Annotated in this window: 20 protein-coding genes; 17 read left to right on the top strand and 3 right to left on the bottom strand. The window is 67.7% G+C overall.

All coding sequences use genetic code 11. The features are described from left to right. The 4 genes from QF037_RS50790 to QF037_RS50775 form a co-directional block, all read left to right on the top strand. A partial coding sequence (locus tag QF037_RS50790; RefSeq protein ID WP_307038457.1) for a DUF2637 domain-containing protein occupies nucleotides 1–1,750 on the top strand: 1,750 nt, incomplete at its 5' end. 244 nt (nucleotides 1,751–1,994) lie between these two features. Then, nucleotides 1,995–2,729 carry a barstar family protein gene (locus QF037_RS50785; protein ID WP_307038455.1) on the top strand — a complete coding sequence of 245 codons (735 nt, stop codon included), beginning with the start codon at nucleotides 1,995–1,997 and terminating at the stop codon, nucleotides 2,727–2,729. A gap of 195 nt (nucleotides 2,730–2,924) precedes the next feature. Beyond that, nucleotides 2,925–3,380, top strand: coding sequence for a hypothetical protein (locus tag QF037_RS50780; RefSeq protein ID WP_307038453.1), 456 nt, complete (start codon nucleotides 2,925–2,927; stop codon nucleotides 3,378–3,380). A 242-nt stretch (nucleotides 3,381–3,622) separates the two neighbouring features. After that, complete coding sequence (locus QF037_RS50775) at nucleotides 3,623–4,648, top strand: hypothetical protein (RefSeq protein ID WP_307038451.1); 1,026 nt, start codon at nucleotides 3,623–3,625, stop codon at nucleotides 4,646–4,648. A gap of 515 nt (nucleotides 4,649–5,163) precedes the next feature. Here QF037_RS50775 and QF037_RS50770 read toward each other — a convergent pair. Further along, the gene (locus QF037_RS50770; RefSeq protein WP_307038449.1) at nucleotides 5,164–6,654 is read right to left on the bottom strand and encodes an alpha/beta hydrolase family protein; all 1,491 of its coding nucleotides are present in this window, start codon (nucleotides 6,652–6,654) and stop codon (nucleotides 5,164–5,166) included. A gap of 291 nt (nucleotides 6,655–6,945) precedes the next feature. Here QF037_RS50770 and QF037_RS50765 point away from each other — a divergent pair, with 291 nt between their 5' ends. The 3 genes from QF037_RS50765 to QF037_RS50755 all read left to right on the top strand — a co-directional run bounded on the left by QF037_RS50765 (nucleotide 6,946) and on the right by QF037_RS50755 (nucleotide 9,638). Further along, entirely contained in the window at nucleotides 6,946–8,235 is a 1,290-nt protein-coding gene (locus QF037_RS50765) for a sensor histidine kinase (RefSeq protein ID WP_307038447.1), read from the top strand. Continuing rightward, nucleotides 8,232–8,894 carry a response regulator gene (locus QF037_RS50760; protein ID WP_307038445.1) on the top strand — a complete coding sequence of 221 codons (663 nt, stop codon included), beginning with the start codon at nucleotides 8,232–8,234 and terminating at the stop codon, nucleotides 8,892–8,894. The genes QF037_RS50765 and QF037_RS50760 overlap by 4 nt, the downstream gene beginning before the upstream one ends. A 462-nt stretch (nucleotides 8,895–9,356) precedes the next feature. Continuing rightward, the gene (locus QF037_RS50755) at nucleotides 9,357–9,638 is read left to right on the top strand and encodes a hypothetical protein (RefSeq protein WP_307038443.1); all 282 of its coding nucleotides are present in this window, start codon (nucleotides 9,357–9,359) and stop codon (nucleotides 9,636–9,638) included. Nucleotides 9,639–10,694: 1,056 nt separating this feature from the next. Here QF037_RS50755 and QF037_RS50750 read toward each other — a convergent pair. Continuing rightward, entirely contained in the window at nucleotides 10,695–10,889 is a 195-nt protein-coding gene (locus tag QF037_RS50750; protein ID WP_307038441.1) for a hypothetical protein, read from the bottom strand. 265 nt (nucleotides 10,890–11,154) lie between these two features. Further along, nucleotides 11,155–11,394, bottom strand: a complete 240-nt coding sequence (locus QF037_RS50745) for a hypothetical protein (RefSeq protein WP_307038439.1) — start codon at nucleotides 11,392–11,394, stop codon at nucleotides 11,155–11,157. 306 nt (nucleotides 11,395–11,700) lie between these two features. Between QF037_RS50745 and QF037_RS50740 the strand changes: the two genes are divergently transcribed. From QF037_RS50740 to QF037_RS50695, 10 genes are all read left to right on the top strand, one after another. Beyond that, nucleotides 11,701–11,931: a hypothetical protein gene (locus QF037_RS50740; RefSeq protein ID WP_307038438.1), complete on the top strand. Its 231-nt coding sequence runs from the start codon at nucleotides 11,701–11,703 to the stop codon at nucleotides 11,929–11,931. After that, a complete protein-coding gene (locus QF037_RS50735; protein WP_307038436.1) occupies nucleotides 11,909–12,421 on the top strand; it encodes a DUF6879 family protein in 513 nt (170 codons plus the stop codon). The genes QF037_RS50740 and QF037_RS50735 overlap by 23 nt, the downstream gene beginning before the upstream one ends. Nucleotides 12,422–12,448: 27 nt before the next feature. Further along, entirely contained in the window at nucleotides 12,449–13,294 is an 846-nt protein-coding gene (locus QF037_RS50730) for a helix-turn-helix domain-containing protein (protein WP_307038434.1), read from the top strand. A 95-nt stretch (nucleotides 13,295–13,389) separates the two neighbouring features. Beyond that, nucleotides 13,390–13,767: a hypothetical protein gene (locus QF037_RS50725; RefSeq protein ID WP_307038432.1), complete on the top strand. Its 378-nt coding sequence runs from the start codon at nucleotides 13,390–13,392 to the stop codon at nucleotides 13,765–13,767. After that, a complete protein-coding gene (locus tag QF037_RS50720; protein WP_307038430.1) occupies nucleotides 13,764–14,306 on the top strand; it encodes an NUDIX domain-containing protein in 543 nt (180 codons plus the stop codon). The genes QF037_RS50725 and QF037_RS50720 overlap by 4 nt, the downstream gene beginning before the upstream one ends. A gap of 140 nt (nucleotides 14,307–14,446) precedes the next feature. Then, a complete protein-coding gene (locus tag QF037_RS50715) occupies nucleotides 14,447–14,635 on the top strand; it encodes a hypothetical protein (protein ID WP_307038428.1) in 189 nt (62 codons plus the stop codon). A gap of 60 nt (nucleotides 14,636–14,695) precedes the next feature. Next, entirely contained in the window at nucleotides 14,696–15,496 is an 801-nt protein-coding gene (gene dapF / locus QF037_RS50710; RefSeq protein WP_307038427.1) for a diaminopimelate epimerase, read from the top strand. Further along, entirely contained in the window at nucleotides 15,493–16,587 is a 1,095-nt protein-coding gene (locus QF037_RS50705; RefSeq protein WP_307038426.1) for a D-alanine--D-alanine ligase family protein, read from the top strand. The genes dapF and QF037_RS50705 overlap by 4 nt, the downstream gene beginning before the upstream one ends. A gap of 12 nt (nucleotides 16,588–16,599) precedes the next feature. Continuing rightward, nucleotides 16,600–17,145 (top strand): C39 family peptidase, encoded by a 546-nt coding sequence (locus QF037_RS50700; RefSeq protein WP_307038425.1) that lies wholly within the window; start codon nucleotides 16,600–16,602, stop codon nucleotides 17,143–17,145. Continuing rightward, nucleotides 17,145–17,507 carry a glutamate ligase domain-containing protein gene (locus QF037_RS50695; RefSeq protein ID WP_307038424.1) on the top strand — a complete coding sequence of 121 codons (363 nt, stop codon included), beginning with the start codon at nucleotides 17,145–17,147 and terminating at the stop codon, nucleotides 17,505–17,507. The genes QF037_RS50700 and QF037_RS50695 overlap by 1 nt, the downstream gene beginning before the upstream one ends. Nucleotides 17,508–17,534: the final 27 nt, after the last annotated feature.

Raw genomic sequence — 17,534 nt, 5'->3', positions numbered from 1 at the left:
GGGCTTCGGGACCTTCTCCTACGTCTTCCCGGTCGGCATCGATGCGGGTATCTGCGTCCTGCTGGCCCTGGACCTGTTGTTGACGTGGATCCGGATCCCGTTCCCGCTGCTGCGCCAGACGGCGTGGCTTTTGACGGCGGCGACGATCGCCTTCAACGGCGCGGCCGCGTGGCCGGACCCGCTCGGCGTCGGCATGCACGCGGTGATCCCGATCCTGTTCGTGGTCTCGGTGGAGGCAGCCCGGCACGCGATCGGCCGGATCGCCGACATCACCGCGGACCAACACATGGAGGGTGTCCGCCTGATCCGCTGGCTGCTGTCCCCGGGGCCGACGTTCCTGCTGTGGCGGCGCATGAAGCTGTGGGAGCTGCGCTCCTACGAGCAGGTGATCAAGCTGGAGCAGGAGCGCCTGGTCTACCAGGCCAGTCTCCGCTCCCGGTTCGGCCGCGCCTGGCGCCGCAAGGCACCCGTCGAGGCCCTGATGCCGCTGCGGCTGGCCCGCTACGGGGTCCCGCTCGCCGAGACGGCTCCTGCCGGTCTCGCTGCTGCCGGCATCGTGGAGCCGCCGATCGAGTTCACCTTCGCTGTTGAACGGGCACCCGCTCCGACACCCGCTGAGGATCCCGCCCTCGAGCCCACGGCAGACACCGAGGGCGAACCGGTCGAGTTGAGCAGTGAGGCACCACGGACCACGGATCAAGCCCCGCTCAGGGGGACGGGAGAGGCACCCGAGGTAGAGCGGACGGACGAGGCCGAGGGCTTCGCCGCGGCCTACCAGGCGTGGATCGCGAACTTCCAGACCGCGCCGTCCGCAGCCCAGTTCGCGTACTGGCTCCAGGACCACGGCATCACCACCGCCGCCGGCGGACTCCTCACCGACGCCCAACTGCAGCCCCTGCTCCAGGTCCTCAGCCAGCGCTACGGCCCGACACCCGAGCCCATCGCCGCGCAGCAGAAGGCGGACGACGAACTGTCCTGGTACGACTACTTCTATAACTCGTGGTTTGCGTATGCGCAGGAACACGGCGCCTACCCGGATGCCGGCGCCCTGGCCGCGTACGTCTACGAGCGGGACCAGATCGCCGGCCCCGGTGGCCGCGCCCTCACGGGCGCCGACCTTCAGGCCTTCGTCGAGGACTTCCAGCAGCTCGAGGTCACCGCGACGGCCCGGCAAGCAGAAGGCCCAGCCGACGCCTCCCGTGAGCCGCACGCCGACGCGCTGGCGCCGGGCGACGAGGAGACGACCGAGTCCGCGCCCGCCGGCGCAGGCGCACAGGCAGCCACGGACCAGCGAGGCCCTCGGGTCAGCGCCGCCATCAATGCCCCGCCGCCGAACGAGTACCCGTCGACCGAAGAAGCCGCCGGCCTCTCCACCGTGGACCGCTACTACCTGGCGTGGGCGGAGCAGCAGGCGCAGCGCAGTGAGGAACCTTCGTCTTCGACGGCGGAGGCTGCGGAGCTGTCCCGCTACCTCGCCGACGAGAAGGGCCTGCGCGGCCGCGGCGGCAAGCCGGTCAGCGCCGGCAACCTGCGCCGCTACCTCCTGCCGTTCCGGATCTACCACCTGTGGGCCGAGCAACGGGTACGCAGCCAGACACCCTCGCTGGACGCCGTTGCGCAGGAGTGCGCTGCGCAGGGAATCACCGCGCAGCACAACCGGCCCATCACCACCGCGCACATCGCCGACCAGGTCGACGACTTCGAACGGCGCTGGCAGGCCCTCACTCGCCACCACGCGCAGAACCAGTAGTGAAACCGGCCTTGCACAGCAGCTGCGCAAGGGCCGAACCCGTCCCCTCCGGGCGGCCTGCGCAGTCGCACGGAGGAACCTGCGCACAGGGACGGGCCGAAGCTCAACGCGCCCGCTGCCCGTTCGCATCGAAGATGGTCATCGTCAACTTCCTGACCTGGGCGGAGGGTGCTCGTTGAGCACGATCTTCCCTCCTTCAATCGCTCGGGATCCGAGCAAATGCCGTGCAAGGATCTCACCCATGATGACCAAGCCCACTCTGACGGAACACCGCTCCCCATGGGTCGTGTTCACCTCCCCGGCCGACCCATGGCTGGCGTCGGAAACGGCCGCGCTCAGGCAGCGAAACGGTCTGGTCCTGCGGCTGGACGGCCGGGAAATGCGGGATCCGGCGTCCGTCTTCCGCACCTTCGCCCAGGAGCTGTCGTTCCTCGGCTCCTTCGGCCACAACTGGGACGCACTCGTGGACTGCCTTCACGACTGGCACGGTCCCGGCCACGGGAACCAGGACCTCGCGATCCTGATCGAGCACGCGGACGACCTGCTGAAATTGGACTTCCTCGGGCTGTTCGTATCGGTTCTCGCCCAGGCAGCCTGGAACTCCAACCTGCGCCTGGACGGCGACGGCGAGCTCGATGAGTGGCGGCAGCGCATAGCCCAGCACTTCGTCTTCCTCCTGGACCATACTGCGCCCGTCGCCTTCACGGAGAAGACGGCCCGCGGCATGGACGTGGCGGTGGCGCTCTCGGACGGCCGCCTGCTCGTCACCCTGACCGACATCGACTGGCCCGCTGGAGATCCCGCGTCCGCCCCCTGGACGGCCGGCCCGCTCTCCTTCGCGGACAAAGAGATCCTCAGCGGCATGACCATCAAGGCCATCAAGCTGTTCCGAGACCACCTCGGCTGCTCGATCCACGAGGCCCTGGACATCCTCCAGTCCCGCTCTGAGCACCTGCACCGGGAACATTCGAACGGCTGAAAGACGGGCCGCGCCAGCCAAAGCAACTGGCTTCGCTGAGTACACCTCTCGACTGGACGAGCCAGGACGCTCCCATCCTCGAACACCGCGATGATTCTCCGCTACCGCTCACCAAGATCTGTGTCAGAACCGAGAACTGGCAGCAATCAGCGGGCTCGGCTCGGATGTGTGGGAGCCGACGGACATAATTTGGCTGTGGACCTGAGACCGGAGTTGTTGCCCCCGCCCGTGAGTCGGCAGCGGCTGGACGAGCTGTGTGCCGAGGTGGAGCGGATCGCTGGCCTGCTGGAAACCCGCCCGGAGGTGGCGGGGGAGGCGATCGCGGCCTTCAATGCGATGACGGGGCACGACTATGTGGCACTCGACTTCGCTGAATACGACGCAAGCAGGAGCCTGGAGGAGTTCGCGCGGGAGGCGGCCAGGCCGGCTCGTCCAAGGGTTGCGGACATCACCCGGGACGAGCTTGTGGAGATCGTTCGCAGACTCCTGACGGCCGCCCCGGAGAGCAACTACTACCGGCGGCTCCTGGAGGCGAACGTGTCGCATCCCCGGGTGAGTGACCTGGTCTTCCACCCCTCGGACGACCTTCAGGGTGCGTCTGCGCAGCAGATCGTCGATGAGGCTCTGGCGTACCGACCGATCGCGCTTTGAGCTCTGCGGCTCTGGCCAGGCCGACGTAAACGCCGTGTGCACGGTCAGGAACCCGACGCCGTACGTGCGCTGAAGAGCACGGCTGGACAGACAAGCCTTCGCGTCACGGCGGATCGCCGCGTACAGATCGGCCTTCGACGTTCGGCAGCACCCGGGCCCTTTCCTGCATCGGCGTCCCCCACGGGGCGCTCGTGTGTCGGTCACGAGGGCCGTTGTCAGAGGCGGTTGGCAAGATTGCGGCCATGAATGTCACTCCTGTCACTCCGCCACGGCCGATCGATGTTGCCGCGGTCTTTCCCCAACTGGCTCCGCTGGCCCGCACGGCGACCCGTCTGCACCCCCGCCCTGGGGCGCCGACGTGGCACGACAGCTCGATCGGCGGGCCGCTGCTGTGGCCCGCCGAGGAGCCGTGGCCGCACTGCGAGGAACCGCATGAGGTGGATGGCATCAACCCAGCCCAGTCCCCGGCGGATCTGCGGCTGGAACGACGGATCTTCGCCGCCTCGCACGGCCGGGAGATGACTGCGGAGGAACGGCAGACGCTCGAGCGGATCCGACCCCCGCAGACGTATCCGGTGAGGCTGGCGGTCCAGGCGTACGACGGCCCCATAGCGATGCTGCCCGTCGCGCAGCTGTACGCAAGGGATGTGCCCGATCTGAGCCCGCCGCAGGGCAAGGACCTGCTGCAGGTTCTGTGGTGCCCCTTCGATCACCCGATCATGCCCAGGACCCTGCTCTTCTGGCGTTCGGCAGCCGCCGTCACCGACATTCTCGATGCGCCCCCCGAGCCGCCCGCAGTGCAGTTCGACGGCTATCTACCGCAACCGTGCGTGCTCGAACCGGAGCAGATCACCGAGTACCCCGACCATCTGGAGCTGAGCGAAGAACTCCGAGAGCAGCTCAAGCAGTGGAATGTGCCGCAGGCAGCACAGGAAGACCTGGACCCGGACACGTACTACGACTGGGTGCTGTCCAACGCACCCGGCTGGAAGGTCGGCGGCTGGCCCGCCTGGAACTCCACCGACCCCAGCCCGCAGCCCTGCTCCGCGTGCGGCACACGCATGGAGGTCCTGATGACCATCGCCACGTTCGAGAAAGGGGACGACGGCGGCAACAGCTGGTCTCCGCACCCCCACCCAGGTGCTGGACCGTACCCCGGCCACCGCGGCTTCAACGCGACCGGTGTCCAGATAGGCAGCGGCTACCGGCAGCACCTGTTCGTCTGCCCGGCACAGCCCGAGCATCCGCACATCGAGTTGATGACGTAGCTCGTCCGCAGTGTGCAGCCGGGGCGTCACCGTGCGGGCACGCCGTGACGCCGTGACGCTGGGCGGCCGCGAGGCTCAGGGTGCCTACCTGCGGCCCGACATCCGTGAAGGAAGCAGGCCATCCCTGACCCGACCGCGACCCGTCGCCCCAGGTTGAGCGCGTCCCGGTGAGCTCGCCGGTCGGTAAAGAGCGGTTCCTCTTGGTGCGCCGCGCGAGCCTCTCGGACATCGACATCTACGTGGAGTCCGTTCGTCGACTCGAGGTCTACGACCGCGCCGTCCGAGTACCAGTGGGCGAGGGACGCGGCCATCCTGGCACCGACGACACTCGACGGGTTGATCAAACTAGTAATCAAGGTCTGCGAGTTCGACGGCACGGTGTCATATCAGCCTCCCGGCAGATCGACTGGTACTTCGCGCACGGTATAGATCGGCCTCGCTGGTCCGCGACTGGGGCGGCGCCGCGGGCTGCCCTTTGGCTGGGAAGGGGAACAGGCGTGCCGCGGCGCAGCGGATCAGTGGCTGTTGTCCGGGTGGTAGAGGCTGAGGTTGCCGTAGGCCGACAGAGCGGCGGCCAGATTGCCGGGTTTGTGTCGCAGGGTGGTGTCCAGGAAGGCGAGAGTGGTTGCGGCGACGATGTGTGGGCTCTCGGTGCGGCCCAGGGATCCGACCATCGAGGGCACAGGCGGCAGGTACAGGGGGGCGTCCGTGAAAGTGAGGTGTGCGGCGCCGGGGATGGTGAGCCGGTAGCTCGTCGCGGTGCTGAGCTTGAGGACCTTGGTGAGGCGGGGGATGTATCGCGGGTCGGTTTTGGGGGTGATGGTTTGGGTGAGCGCGAGCGCCGGCTGGTGGTAGGGGCGCAGATTGGAGTCGCGGGGGTAGCCGTCCAGATTGATGATGGCGTCGAACCGGCGGTCCTGGCGGGCTGCTTGCAGGGCGGCGCTGCCACCTAGGGAGTGGCCGGTCACCGCGGCCCGGCCGGTGTTCAGGCGTCCGGTCAGCGGGTTGTCGATCTGACCTCGGTCCAGACGGCCCAGCTGAGTGAGGGTGAAGCTGAGGTCCGCGGCCCGAATTGCCGTTGTTTCGGCGGCTCGTTTGTTGTCTTTGTCGTCGTTGCCGGTGGAGACGATCTTGGTGTTGATCGTTCGGCTGTCGGCGAGGACAACGGCGGCGGAGTCGTATGGGTGGTCGAGGGCGGCGACCACATAGCCGTTGCTGGCCAGTTCCTCCGCCCAGGCGGTGTTCTGGGTGCGTACTCCGCCCAGCCCGGGAGAGAACAGCACGATGGGGAACCGTCCGCCCTTGTCGGCCACCGGGGCGTTGAAGACCGCATGGGTGTGGGCACGCGGGACGCCGTCGACCAGGAAGGCGGGGAGGCCGGCATAGCGTGCGAGGGCGTCGGAGACGGTGTGCGCCTCTTGCTCTGTGCGGCCGAGGTACTGGGCCCGCTGCGAGCCTGCGGGGCTCTTGTGTGCGGGGTACCAGAGCTGGACCACGACTGTGCGCCGGTCGTGCGGGTCGGCAGTGGCGGTCTCGGGGCGGTTCGGGTCGGTCCACTGCATCACGCGGGTGCCGACCGCGAAGTGGCCGGACGGTTCGGGGAACACGGGTATGGGAAAGGCCCAGGCGGCCGATGGGCCCGTGGCGATCAGGCCGATGCAGGCCGCCGATCCCGGCAACGCCAGCCACCATCGGGCCCGCCAGGCCGGCCGGCCGGTACGCCGTCGAATCACAGGAGAGACAGCGAACGGCAACGCGAGGGCGGCGCCTGCCAGTACTGGCAGCATCTGCCAGCGGATCCCCACCACACAGAGCACGATCGCGGACGGCACGAGAACCGCCCCCGCCGCGATCGTGACGCGTGGGCGGGCAGCGGAAGGAAGCCAGCGCGCTACTACCAGCGCGGCGGCACCCAGCAAGGCAAGGATTTCCAAGGGGGACATTTGCAGTCCCGTGATGATCTCGGTCACTCGGCCATCCTCGGCGCGGGGTACGCGCTGCCACATCGGTCCAGGGGCGCCATCGTGTGCAACCGGAGTCGCAATCGAGCACGCCAGTTGAACGGCTGCTTTGCGACCGCGGAAGGTAGCGGGACTCCTCCTGCGGTCGTACGTCGGCGTGGTGGCATCAGACGGTGGACTCATGTGCTTCGCGGGCCCGCGGTCTACCGTGACAGGGCCGCGGTACATGCCGGGGAGTGCGGGATGTGCGTTCCTTGTATCCGACCTGGCTCCGACTGTATGCGGTGGTGGCCCCGGCCGGGGCCACCATGATGCGGATATCGACAGGGACGTGTGATGACCGAGGCGGCCGCAGAGCCGGGCAATGCCCACCCGGTTCGCTACCGGGACCGCGTGCGGCGGGCGAGGACAGCCGTACGGTTGACGAGGTACGCCGACCTGGCCTCCGTGCGAGCGGCACGACTGGGGAGAACCTTCCGGCGCCGGGGCCCCCGGCTGCCGCCCGCGGTGTGGGACTCGCTGTTGCCGGCGCTGCTCCTGCTCAACATCATGACCACGCGCGCCCCGCAAGAGTTCCCGGTGGCCGTGGCCCTCACCGCGGCCCTTGCGCTGCCCCTGGTGTGGCGGCGCCGGGCCCCGCTCATGGTGTTCGGCGCCGTGGCAGCCGCGGCCTTCGTCCAGTGGCTGATGGACGTCCAACTGCCGGCGGACATCGCCTTGCTGGTGGCTCTCTACACGGCGGCCGCGAACTCGGGTCGGCGCGGCACGCTTGTCGCCGGTGCCATCGTGGAAGGCGGGGCCTTGCTGGCCTGCCTGCGCTGGGCGACGGAAGGCGCGTTCCTGACCCCCTTCGTCGCGGTGACCGCGATGGTCGTCGCCGCCGCCGTCCTGGGGGTGAATGCGCGGACCACGCGCGCCTACCTCGCGGCCCTGGAGGAACGGGCCGCACGCCTGGAGCAACAACAGGACCAGCAGGCGCGGCTGGCCGTCGCCGAGGAAAGGACACGCATCACCCGGGAGATGCACGACATCGTCACCCACAACCTGTCCGTCATGGTCGCTCTCACCGACGCCGCCGTCTACGCGCAGCACCGGACGCCCGACAAGGCCACCACCGCGATGCTCCAGATCTCCGAGACGGGCCGGCAGGCCTTGACCGATATGCGGCGCTCCCTGGGCGTCCTGCGGACCGACGAACCGGACGCGGAGCGCCACCCGCTGCCCGGCATCGCACAACTGGCAGCCCTCGCCGACCAGATGTGCGCCGCCGGGCTGCCGACCCGCGCCGAGATCCAGGGCGGCCACACCCACATACCCGCCACCGCACAACTGACCGTCTACCGCCTGGTACAGGAAGCCTTGACCAACACCCTCAAACACACATCCACCGGCACCCACGCGAAGGTCCGGATACGGTGCTCAACCGAGACCGTCACAGTGGACGTCACCGACAGCGGCACCCGCCCGCCACTTCCCAGCGCCACACCATCCGGCCACGGCATCCCCGGCATGCGCGAACGCGCGGCCGCCTACGGGGGGAAGCTCCAGGCCGGACCGCTTCCGGACGGCGGCTGGGGAGTCCACACCCGCCTCTTCCTCGGCAGCAGCGGAGCGGCGTCCGCATGACGATCCGCATCCTGATCGCCGACGACGAAGCGCTGCTCCGCATGGCCTTCAGCACAGTCCTGGAGGCCCAGCCCGACATGGCAGCGGTCGGCGAAGCCGCGGACGGCATCCAAGCCATACGCCTCGCCCAGGAGTTGCGCCCCGACGTCGTCCTCATGGACGTCCGGATGCCCGGGACCGACGGGATCGAGGCAACCCGAGAGGTCATCCGGATCTCCCCGCAGAGCAGAGTACTGATCCTCACCACCTTCGACCTCGATGAATACGCCTTCGCCGGACTCAACGCCGGAGCCTCGGGCTCTTTGCTGAAGAACACCAGGCCCGAGGAACTGCTCACCGCGATACGCAGTGTGGCCGCGGGCGACGCGGTGGTCTCCCCGCGGATCACCCGCCGCCTGCTGGAGAACCTCCGCCCGCACATCCCCGACGGCAGCAGCGCCGACCGCGACGAGCGACTGAGCCGGCTCAGCGCCCGTGAGCGCGAGGTACTCATCCAGGTGGGCTGCGGCCTGTCCAACACGGAGATCGCGGCCACCCTGTACCTCGCGGAGGCGACCGTGAAGTCCCATCTGGGACGAATACTGCAAAAGCTCGAACTCCGCGACCGGATACAGGCCGTGATCTTCACCTACGAAAGCCGCCTCATCCACCCGGGATGAGGTCGGCAGGGAGCGATTCGACACCGAGTTCGCCAAGCCGAGTTCGACGCGGTTCGGGCTTACCTACTACACACCCGAGACCCCGTCGTCGATGAGCCGCATCAACCCGGAGGGCGGCAGAAGGACCTGCGGACTGTGCGCGGCCGCAGGCGACGACCTGATGGCTGGCGGGAATCCGAACGGGATGTGCGGGGCAGACCGCCCGCTGACGCGTGCCGAGGTGTCCGCGATGACCGGCCTTCCTTTTCGAAAGGCTGGCGGCCTGAACGTCATCGTAAGCGACATGCTTCGCCGGGCCCGGCGCGCAGGCAACCGTAGGAGCATGGCCGAAGAAGAGTGCGGGCCACTACTTCAACGTCGTCAACATCGATGGATAAGTAGTCTTCCTCGACTTCCAGTCGGGTAAGGCCAATCCGGCCGCCAAGAAGTACCGCTACTGCTACGTAATGAGGACCAACTGACATGCTCGCCCCGGAAGAAGCCGAACGCAGGGCCCGGGCGTTCCTCGTGGAGGAGAGCAGACCATGGGGCATGTCCTGCAACGTGAGGATCATCCCCGAGTACTGCTTCACGGATGGGGACCGGTTCATCGCTCCCTACGACCATGTCGAGTACCTCGATCACGGACGTGAGGACATGCAACTCGGCGGGAACCTGCCCGTAGCTGTCGACCTGAGCACGGGAGCGTGCTCCTTCATCACCTGGGAAGAGGCAGAGGACATGATGGAGCGCGATCTGCTGTGACCTCTGCCCAGCAGATCGCTCCTGGTGGAGTCGTGGATTGGCGTGGCTCGACGACCTGGTGAGTGCCGTTCATTACCCGACAACATTCCGAAGTGATCAGTGACCGGTCTCGGGAGACACCGAGCCGTCGCCAGGCGATCGGATAAGGATCGCGGTCCGTTGCGAGGCGGCCGTCCTCAGCGCAGCCACCAACGAATAGATGTGACCGGGGCCTTCAGGGCCCGTAGGGGCCGCCGCGGAAGTACATGCTTCGGTGCGCTTGTGGGCGGTCACCGCGCTCGTGCGCGGCGTCGGAGCGGTCGGCAGGTGCTGTCCGTTGGGCCAGCGCCCGCAGCGTCTCCAGGCCGGCCAGTACCGCCGGGCGATTGTGCGACCTCTTCATCTATGCCGGCAGCCGAGCGAACATCGCCCTTGTCGGCCGCATCCCGCCACGCTCTCGCAGGTGGGCGCCGACGTAGGCGGAAAGTTCGTCGATCTGCTCCTCGTTGTAGGCCCACAAGGTCTGGCCGACGCAACGGGTCTGCAGCCATAGTGGCTGCTGAAAGAAGGGGTCCTGACTGCCACCCAGCACCGCGCCGACCAGCCCGGCTCCCCGCACCTCGGGCTTCCAGTCGTCGACAGCACCGCACCCTTGGCATGCCAGGCGACGTGGCTGGAACAAGAGCTCGGTGAAGTGTCGGGGATCAGCGAGGCCCGGCCGGGGATTCACCAGAGCGCGGCCTCCGCAGCGTGGACAGACCACAAGAATCCGGCCCGCGAACCGGGCCAACGAAGCCCCGTGGTCACGGTGGCGAGCGACATCAGCACGCGGCTCAGAATCCATGACGGACACCCTCGCAGGTTCGCGAGACGACCGGCGAGCGGGATTTGAGTACATCCTTCAGCTCGCCAAGCAGACACGCTCGCAACAGTTCGTAGAGACGAGGCCGTGCTCTGTCAGTGATCTTCGGGAGTCACCTGCCGCGATCGCCTGCCTGTCTCGTCGTTCGCCAAGAGACGGGACCGGGGAACGCCAAGTGCCCCGGCCCTTCGCCTTGAGATCACCGCCACGGCCGCCTACTGGTAGCAAGGGGGTGCGCACAGCACGGTGACTGTGTCGCTGGCCGCCGTGGCGGTGGTGATGTGGGCGGTGGTCGTGGGGGTCGTACTGGTCTCCCAGGGCATGGGCGCGGCCATGGCCTGGGGGGCAAGGGAGGTGAAGGCTGCGGTGGCCACGAACACGGCGGCAACTGCCCGCTTGCGCAGACGCATCTGGACTCCTTGATCGACGACGGGACGGCTGGCGCGCTGTGCGGAAAGGCCGTCCCGGCTGGCTACCAGTCTCACGGTGCGTGCAGCCCCGAGCCAGGCGTGATGGAGGAGTTCGGCGTATCTCCATACGATCACCCCGAATGGCGGGCCGTGTTCCGTGCAGGCCCGACAGCGGCTGCAGTGACTCCCGAACTCGCAGACCACCGACTCCTGCTCTCGCGTCCACAGCCCACCGTGGGATGGAACTCGGAGCGATGTCGGCAGATCAGGCGTCGGCAATTGGCGTGAGGGTGTCCAGCCAGACGTCGAAGACGAAGCGTGTGTCGTTGGGGCCGCCCTGCAACCACCAGGTGCTCACCGTGGCGACGTCGTCAGCGATCTCTTCGATCGTGCACTGGATGCTGGTGGGGCATGGGTAGAGCGAGGTCGGCTGCAGGTCTCCGCCGAAGTAGGCGGTTTTGCCGACGAGTTGGTGAGGGCGGTCGTAGACGTCGGCGAACTCCACGAGGATGATGCCCGGGAACGGATCGTCGGTGAGCCAGCAGACAGCGGTAGCGGGCAGTTCGCGGTGGTGTAGGCGGCGATGGATTCGGTGCCGTGGCGGCGGGTGATGCGTCCGTAGGGGCAGGCCACTTCTTCCTGTTCGATGACGGTGAAGTCGGCGGCGGGCCAGCCGGTCTGCTTGTCAACGTCCGTCCGGGAGCAGTTGCCGGCCGAAGACCTGGCAAGTTTCGGCAAGTTCCTCGCTCGGCGGCCCGCTCCCGGGCAAGCTCTGGCACAGAGTTCCTTACCGGTATCCGAGGAGGACATGATGGCCCTGCGCAAGCTCGGCAAGGACCCGGAGAGTCCCAGTGGCGGCTCGCCCACCGTCTACCTCGACGAGGAGAAGGACAGTTACCTCGTGCAGGGGTGGAAGGTGGAGGACGCCGGGCGTCTCGGGCAGATGGACATCCCCGGCCACGAGTCGGTGGTGGAGATCCCCCGGCGCATGGTGCAGTTCTTCTTGGAGGTGAAGAAGGATGACGAGGACCCCGACGTTTGAGGAGCTGTTCCGTGACTGCCAGAGGACGGCTGTCCATCTGGAGATGCGTGACGCCTACATGAAGTCGGACCCGGCCTTCATCGACTGGAAGGCCGGTGTGGTCCTCGACCCCGCCGAGCGCTGGGCGGACTGGCACGCCATCGTCACGGAAGCCACTTCGCGCGGCGTCGAGGTGCGCCGCGCCCGCATCGTCTCGACCCCGGTCAGCGAGTACATCCGCTTCGAGTACGACGTGACGGACGGGCTGAACATCGCGGCCGGTGAAAGCGTGCGGTGGCTCTCGCGGCGCTTCGCGAGTGACATCGCGCTTCCGGGCAACGACTTTTGGCTGTTCGACTCCCACCTCGTGCTCGTCAACCACTTCGACGGCGAGGGCGAGAACATGGAGGTCGAGCTCACGGAAGACCCGGAGGTGGCGAAGCTGTGCGAGTCGGCCTTTGAGTCCGTGTGGCAGCGCGCGACGCCCCACGCCGCGTTCGAGCCGGCCTGACGGCGTGAACAGTACGGCCGCACCGACATGACATCGCCTTCTTCGAGTGTCCAGGAAGCCCGCAAGGCGCTCGGCCAGCGTCTGGCCGAGATCCGAAAGACCGCCGGACTCACCAAGCGGGCGTTGGCCCAGAGCCTGGGCTGGCACGAGTCGAAGGCTTCGCGCTTCGAGAGCGGCACACGCGCGCCCTCGGAGCGCGACCTTCTGGCTTGGTGTTTTGCGTGCGGCGCGGAAGGCCAAGCCGAGGACCTCATCTCGACTGCCCGCGGAATTGAGGGCATGTATGTCGAGTGGCGCAAGATGGAGCGCCACGGCCTCAAGTGGGCGCAGGAATCCGTGATTCCTCTGTGGGAGCGCACCGAGCGCTTCCGGATCTACTCGCCCTGGCTCATCCCCGGCCCTGTGCAGACGGCCTCGTACATCACCGCGCTTCTGACGTCCATTCGCGACCGCCGAGGGCTCATCGACGATGTTCCGGCGGCTGTCAAGGTGCGCGTGGAGAAACAGCAGGTCGTTTACGGGAACCACAGGTTCGCGATCCTGCTGGAGGAGAGCGTGCTGCGGTATCGCATCGGCGCCACGGACGTGATGGCAGGCCAACTCGGCTATCTGCTCAGCGTCATGGCGCTGCCGTCGGTGAGCATCGGCATCATCCCCCAGGACGCCGACCGATCGGGTCTGTGGCCGGTCGAGGGATTCTTCTTGTACGACGACGAGTTGGTGAATGTCGAACTGGTCTCGGCTCATCTGACCGTCGTCCAGAAACACGAACTTGCCATGTATGCCAAAATGTTCGGCGGACTGGCAGAACTTGCCGTCTACGGCGCCGCAGCGCGGGAAATCATCACTGGGGCCATCGAATCCCTAGGGTGAATGCCCGGCAAGTTCCGGCACACTCCTGGAGCCTCATCCACTTTTCTTCCTAGCGTTATAGCCACGGCTGACAACGTGCTCCGGAGGGGCGAGTGATGACAGTGGCAAGTACGGGCAAGACGGCCGAGGACATCGAGGGCGACGTCGCCCCCATCGACGTAGAGGCGATCTACTCGCAGACGAACACTGTCCTCGGCTTGCGGATGGACACGACGACCCGCGCGGCGATGGACCAGCAGGTGCCGGCGATCGCTGGACACCTGAACCGCCTGCTCCATGAGGACCTGGGCGCCAGCAACGAGGGCGAGGTGCGCAAGCTCCTGTGCGAGGGCACCACGTTGGTCGACCTCACCGGCCGACCGACCCCTCAGACGCCCACCTTCGGGACCTACCTCTACCTCCGCAATGCGGCCCTGCTGACGCGGCGCCTGCTGTGGATCTACTCCCAGCGCAACAGGCTGGATGCCCCGTGAGCGTCCGGGACGACCACATCCTGCGGGAGCTCTCCCACTACATCTACGAGCACCCCGCCGACAGGATGGCGCTGATGCCGGTCTACGATGCGGCCCGCGACCACTCACAGCGCCGAGCCTGCGCCCACGACCAGCGCTGCCCCCTCGTGACCACCGGCGCGGTCGTCGTCGACGAGCACGATCGCGTCCTGTGCCTACGGCACGACGGAGGCTATGCCCTCGCCGAGGCGGAACCGGAGGAGCGGGACGACTCCCTCAGCGAGGCGGCCCTGCGCCTACTGACCGAGGAAGTCGGCATCCGCGACGTGTGGACGCAGCCCGGCGCCGAGGGCCCCTTCCTGGTCGACGTGACCAGGCCGGGCCAGCACCGCTACGGGCCCCGCCTCCGGGTCGGCATCCGCTACCTCTTCCGGGCCGACTCGGGCGCCGTGTTCCCGTCGATGATCGAGAGCGGCGCAGCAGCCTGGGTGCCCATCCCCGACATAGGCATCCCATCGGTCCGCGCCCGTGTGGAGCACCACCTGATCGGAACCCCATGAGCCCCCGTAACCAACAACTCGCCTACATGGCAAGCCTCATGGCACTCGGCGGCTCCCTCCTGCTCGGCATCTGGAGAGGCTGATGTACGAGCGCAAGACCAAGGGGGCCGCCTCCCTTGCCCTCTGCGCCGATCGGAACGATGGGGCACACCCGGCCGCCGGGCGATGTCCGCATCGGTGACTTCGTCTACCTCGACGGCGAGTATCAGCGTGTCCGGGACATGAGGTCCGCCGGTACTGCAGCCCACCGCGTACTGATCTTCGCCGGACGGGAGCCGTGGGTCATGCGAGAAGCCCGGACCACGTACCGGCCCATCGACCGCCGCTGACCCCCGCCCTTCTCGGGCGCCGCACTCTCCCTCTCACCTCATCACGCCAGGAGCTTCGCCATGCGCTTCCGCAAGATCCACGGGGCGGGAAACGACTTCGTCCTGCTCTGCGACCTCGGACCGGACGACGACAAAAAATGGCACAAGGAAGCAGAACGCCTGTGCGCCCGGCGTACCGGCGTAGGCGCGGACGGCCTGATCATCAGCAGACTGGTCAGCCACCGCCCCGCCGTCCTCGACGTCACCTGCTTCAACGCGGACGGCTCGACCGCGACCATGTGCGGCAACGCTCTACGGTGCGCCGCCTGGGCCGCTCATCGCGATCACGGCCTCCAGCAGATGTGCCTCCACATGGCCGGCGTGGAACACGAGGCCGTCGTCTCCGGCGACTCTGTGTGGGTCACGGCCGAGGTCGGCGCGGTCCAGCCCCGCCGCCTACAGGCCGTCATCAACGGCAGACCGACCTGGTTCGACAGTGCACACACCGGCACGGAACACGTCGTAGCCGTCGTCGACGACGTGGACAACATCGACGCCGTGATGGTCGGACGCCTCATACGCCACCACGCCGACATTGCCCCGCTCGGGACAAACGTCAACTTCATCCAATCCGCAGGCCATCAGGCACTGAAGATCCGCACCTACGAACGCGGAGTCGAGGCCGAAACCCTCTCGTGCGGAAGCGGAGCCGTGGCAGCCGTGGTCGTCGCCACCCTGCGTGGGCTCGTGGCCGGACGCACCGTCACCATCCACAATCGCGCCGGCCAACCACTCACCGTCCGGCCACATGACACCCGGCCGACCCGAACTCACTGGGTCGGCGGCCCGATCACCCACACCTTCGAAGGGGTACTCGCATGACTCGCTTCCTCAACCCCAACTCGGACGTCGAACTGCAACAGACCGCCACGGAGCTTCGCGAGTGGGGACGGAGCCGCCAGGGCCTGCGGGTCGCCCTCATCTACGGGCCCCTGTCCGCCGAGGACAGGCTCTACCACTCGAAGTGCCCCGTCGAGCAGCGATCCGTCACCACCCTGAGTACGGCACTGGAAGAGATCGGGACCCAGTGGAACGTGCTGGACCCGTGCGAGTCCGGCTTCATCATCGACCTGGTCGGGTACGACGTAGCCCTCTCCAACCTGCACGGCCCCTACGGCGAGGACGGCCGGCTACAGGGACTGCTCGACTACCTGCGCATGCCCTACTGCGGCAGCGGAGTCGCGGCGTCCGCGGTGGCTGCCGACAAGATCCTCTGCAAGCGGGTGATGCTGACCCTCGGCGTCCCCACGCCCGGCTGGCACGTCTGGTCCGGCGACGGCCCGGTGGCCTGGAACGGGCGTGCTGTGATGGTCAAGCCGCCCTTCGGCGGGTCCAGCGTGGGCATGAGCCTCGTACGCGATCCGGCGGACTTGCCCGCCGCTCTCGCGTATGCGGCCAGCGAAGAGGGTGCGCAGGTGCTCATCGAGGAGTACGTGACGGGCACGCCCATGACGGTGGGGCTCCTGGAACTGCCGGGCGGCTCGGTCGTCATCTTCCCGCCCCTGGCCACCGAGGCCGCCGGAGCCGACTTCTATGACGCCGACACCAAGCTCGACGTGGACGCCAGGGGCGCCGTCACGGTGCGCGCCGCCGAGCTGGAGCCCGAAGTGCTGGACCAGGTCACTGGACATGCCCAGACGCTGTGGGACGGCCTCGGGCTGCGCGGTTCAGCACGCATCGACTTCATCCTCACCGACGACGGCGACCCATACGTGCTGGAGGTCAACAGCACGCCGGGCATGTCCCGCGACAGCAACTTCGCGGTGGGTGCCGCGATGGTCGGACTCACACACACGGACGTCGTGTTGGCGATGCTGCACGAGGCCCTGGCCGACCCGCCCTACGATGTCTCCCTGCCCACTCCCGCGTTCACCGGCACCACACGGGCTCGGGAAGCTGTCGTCTCTCCGTAGGAGCTCGCCACTGTGCGCGTCCACGATGTCCCCCTGTGCCGTCAGCTCATCGACCCCGCCGAATGGGACCTGCACGGCGGGTGGGCACTCGGGGACAGGATCCAATGGTCCAACCGGGCGTGCGGCCTGGCCTCGCTGAGAATGACCCTTCTCGCCTACGGCCGCGAAGCACCCACCGTCACGGAACTCCTGAAACTCGCCGTCAAGCACGAGGTCCTGACCCCACGTGGAGCACTCCACGCCGGGATCGCGAGCCTGGCGACCGACCTCGGAGTTCCCTCGACCGCCGAGCCCGTCCCCGTCGAAGACCTGACGGCACGCCTCGACCACGCCCCGCTCATCGTGTCCGTGACCGAGCAGTTCCCCGATGACGGCCGCGTCGGCGGCCACCTCGTCATCCTTCGCGGCTACGACGATGGCCTCGACCCGACGATCCACTTCCGGGACCCGTCGGCCTGGGGACAGACCCACGATCGAGTCCCCCTCAGCCGCGTATCCGCTTCCTACACCGGCCGCGCGATCACCTTCGCGCCCCTCAATTCCAACGGAGGGTCTTGATGACCGAGGCAGTCGGCGACACGACCGCGACCACAGGCGGCCGGCGAATCGCCGTACTCGGAGAAATGCTCGAACTGGGCGACGAAGCCGTCGAAGCCCATCGCGAAGTCGGCCGCATGGCAGCCGAGAACGGCGTGGACCTCGTCGTGGCCGTCGGCGGGGACATGGCCAAGCAACTCGCCCTCGCGGCAGGAGCGGCAGGGGTGCCGGACATCGCGCTGGTCGGCGACAACATCACCGCCACCGCCTACCTCGACTCCATCCTCCGCCCCGACGACGTCGTACTCGTCAAGGCGTCCCGCGGCGGCCAGCTGTGGCAGATCGCCCAGGCGCTCACCGGGCAGCCCGTCACGGGACTATGAGCTGGGTACCTTCCGCTCGGCACTGAG

Origin of the sequence: Streptomyces canus, from assembly GCF_030815415.1 — a bacterium.
GTDB lineage: Bacteria > Actinomycetota > Actinomycetes > Streptomycetales > Streptomycetaceae > Streptomyces > Streptomyces canus_F.
The sequence above is the reverse complement of the archived record's forward strand: the minus strand, read 5'-3'. Positions and strand labels throughout refer to the sequence as shown.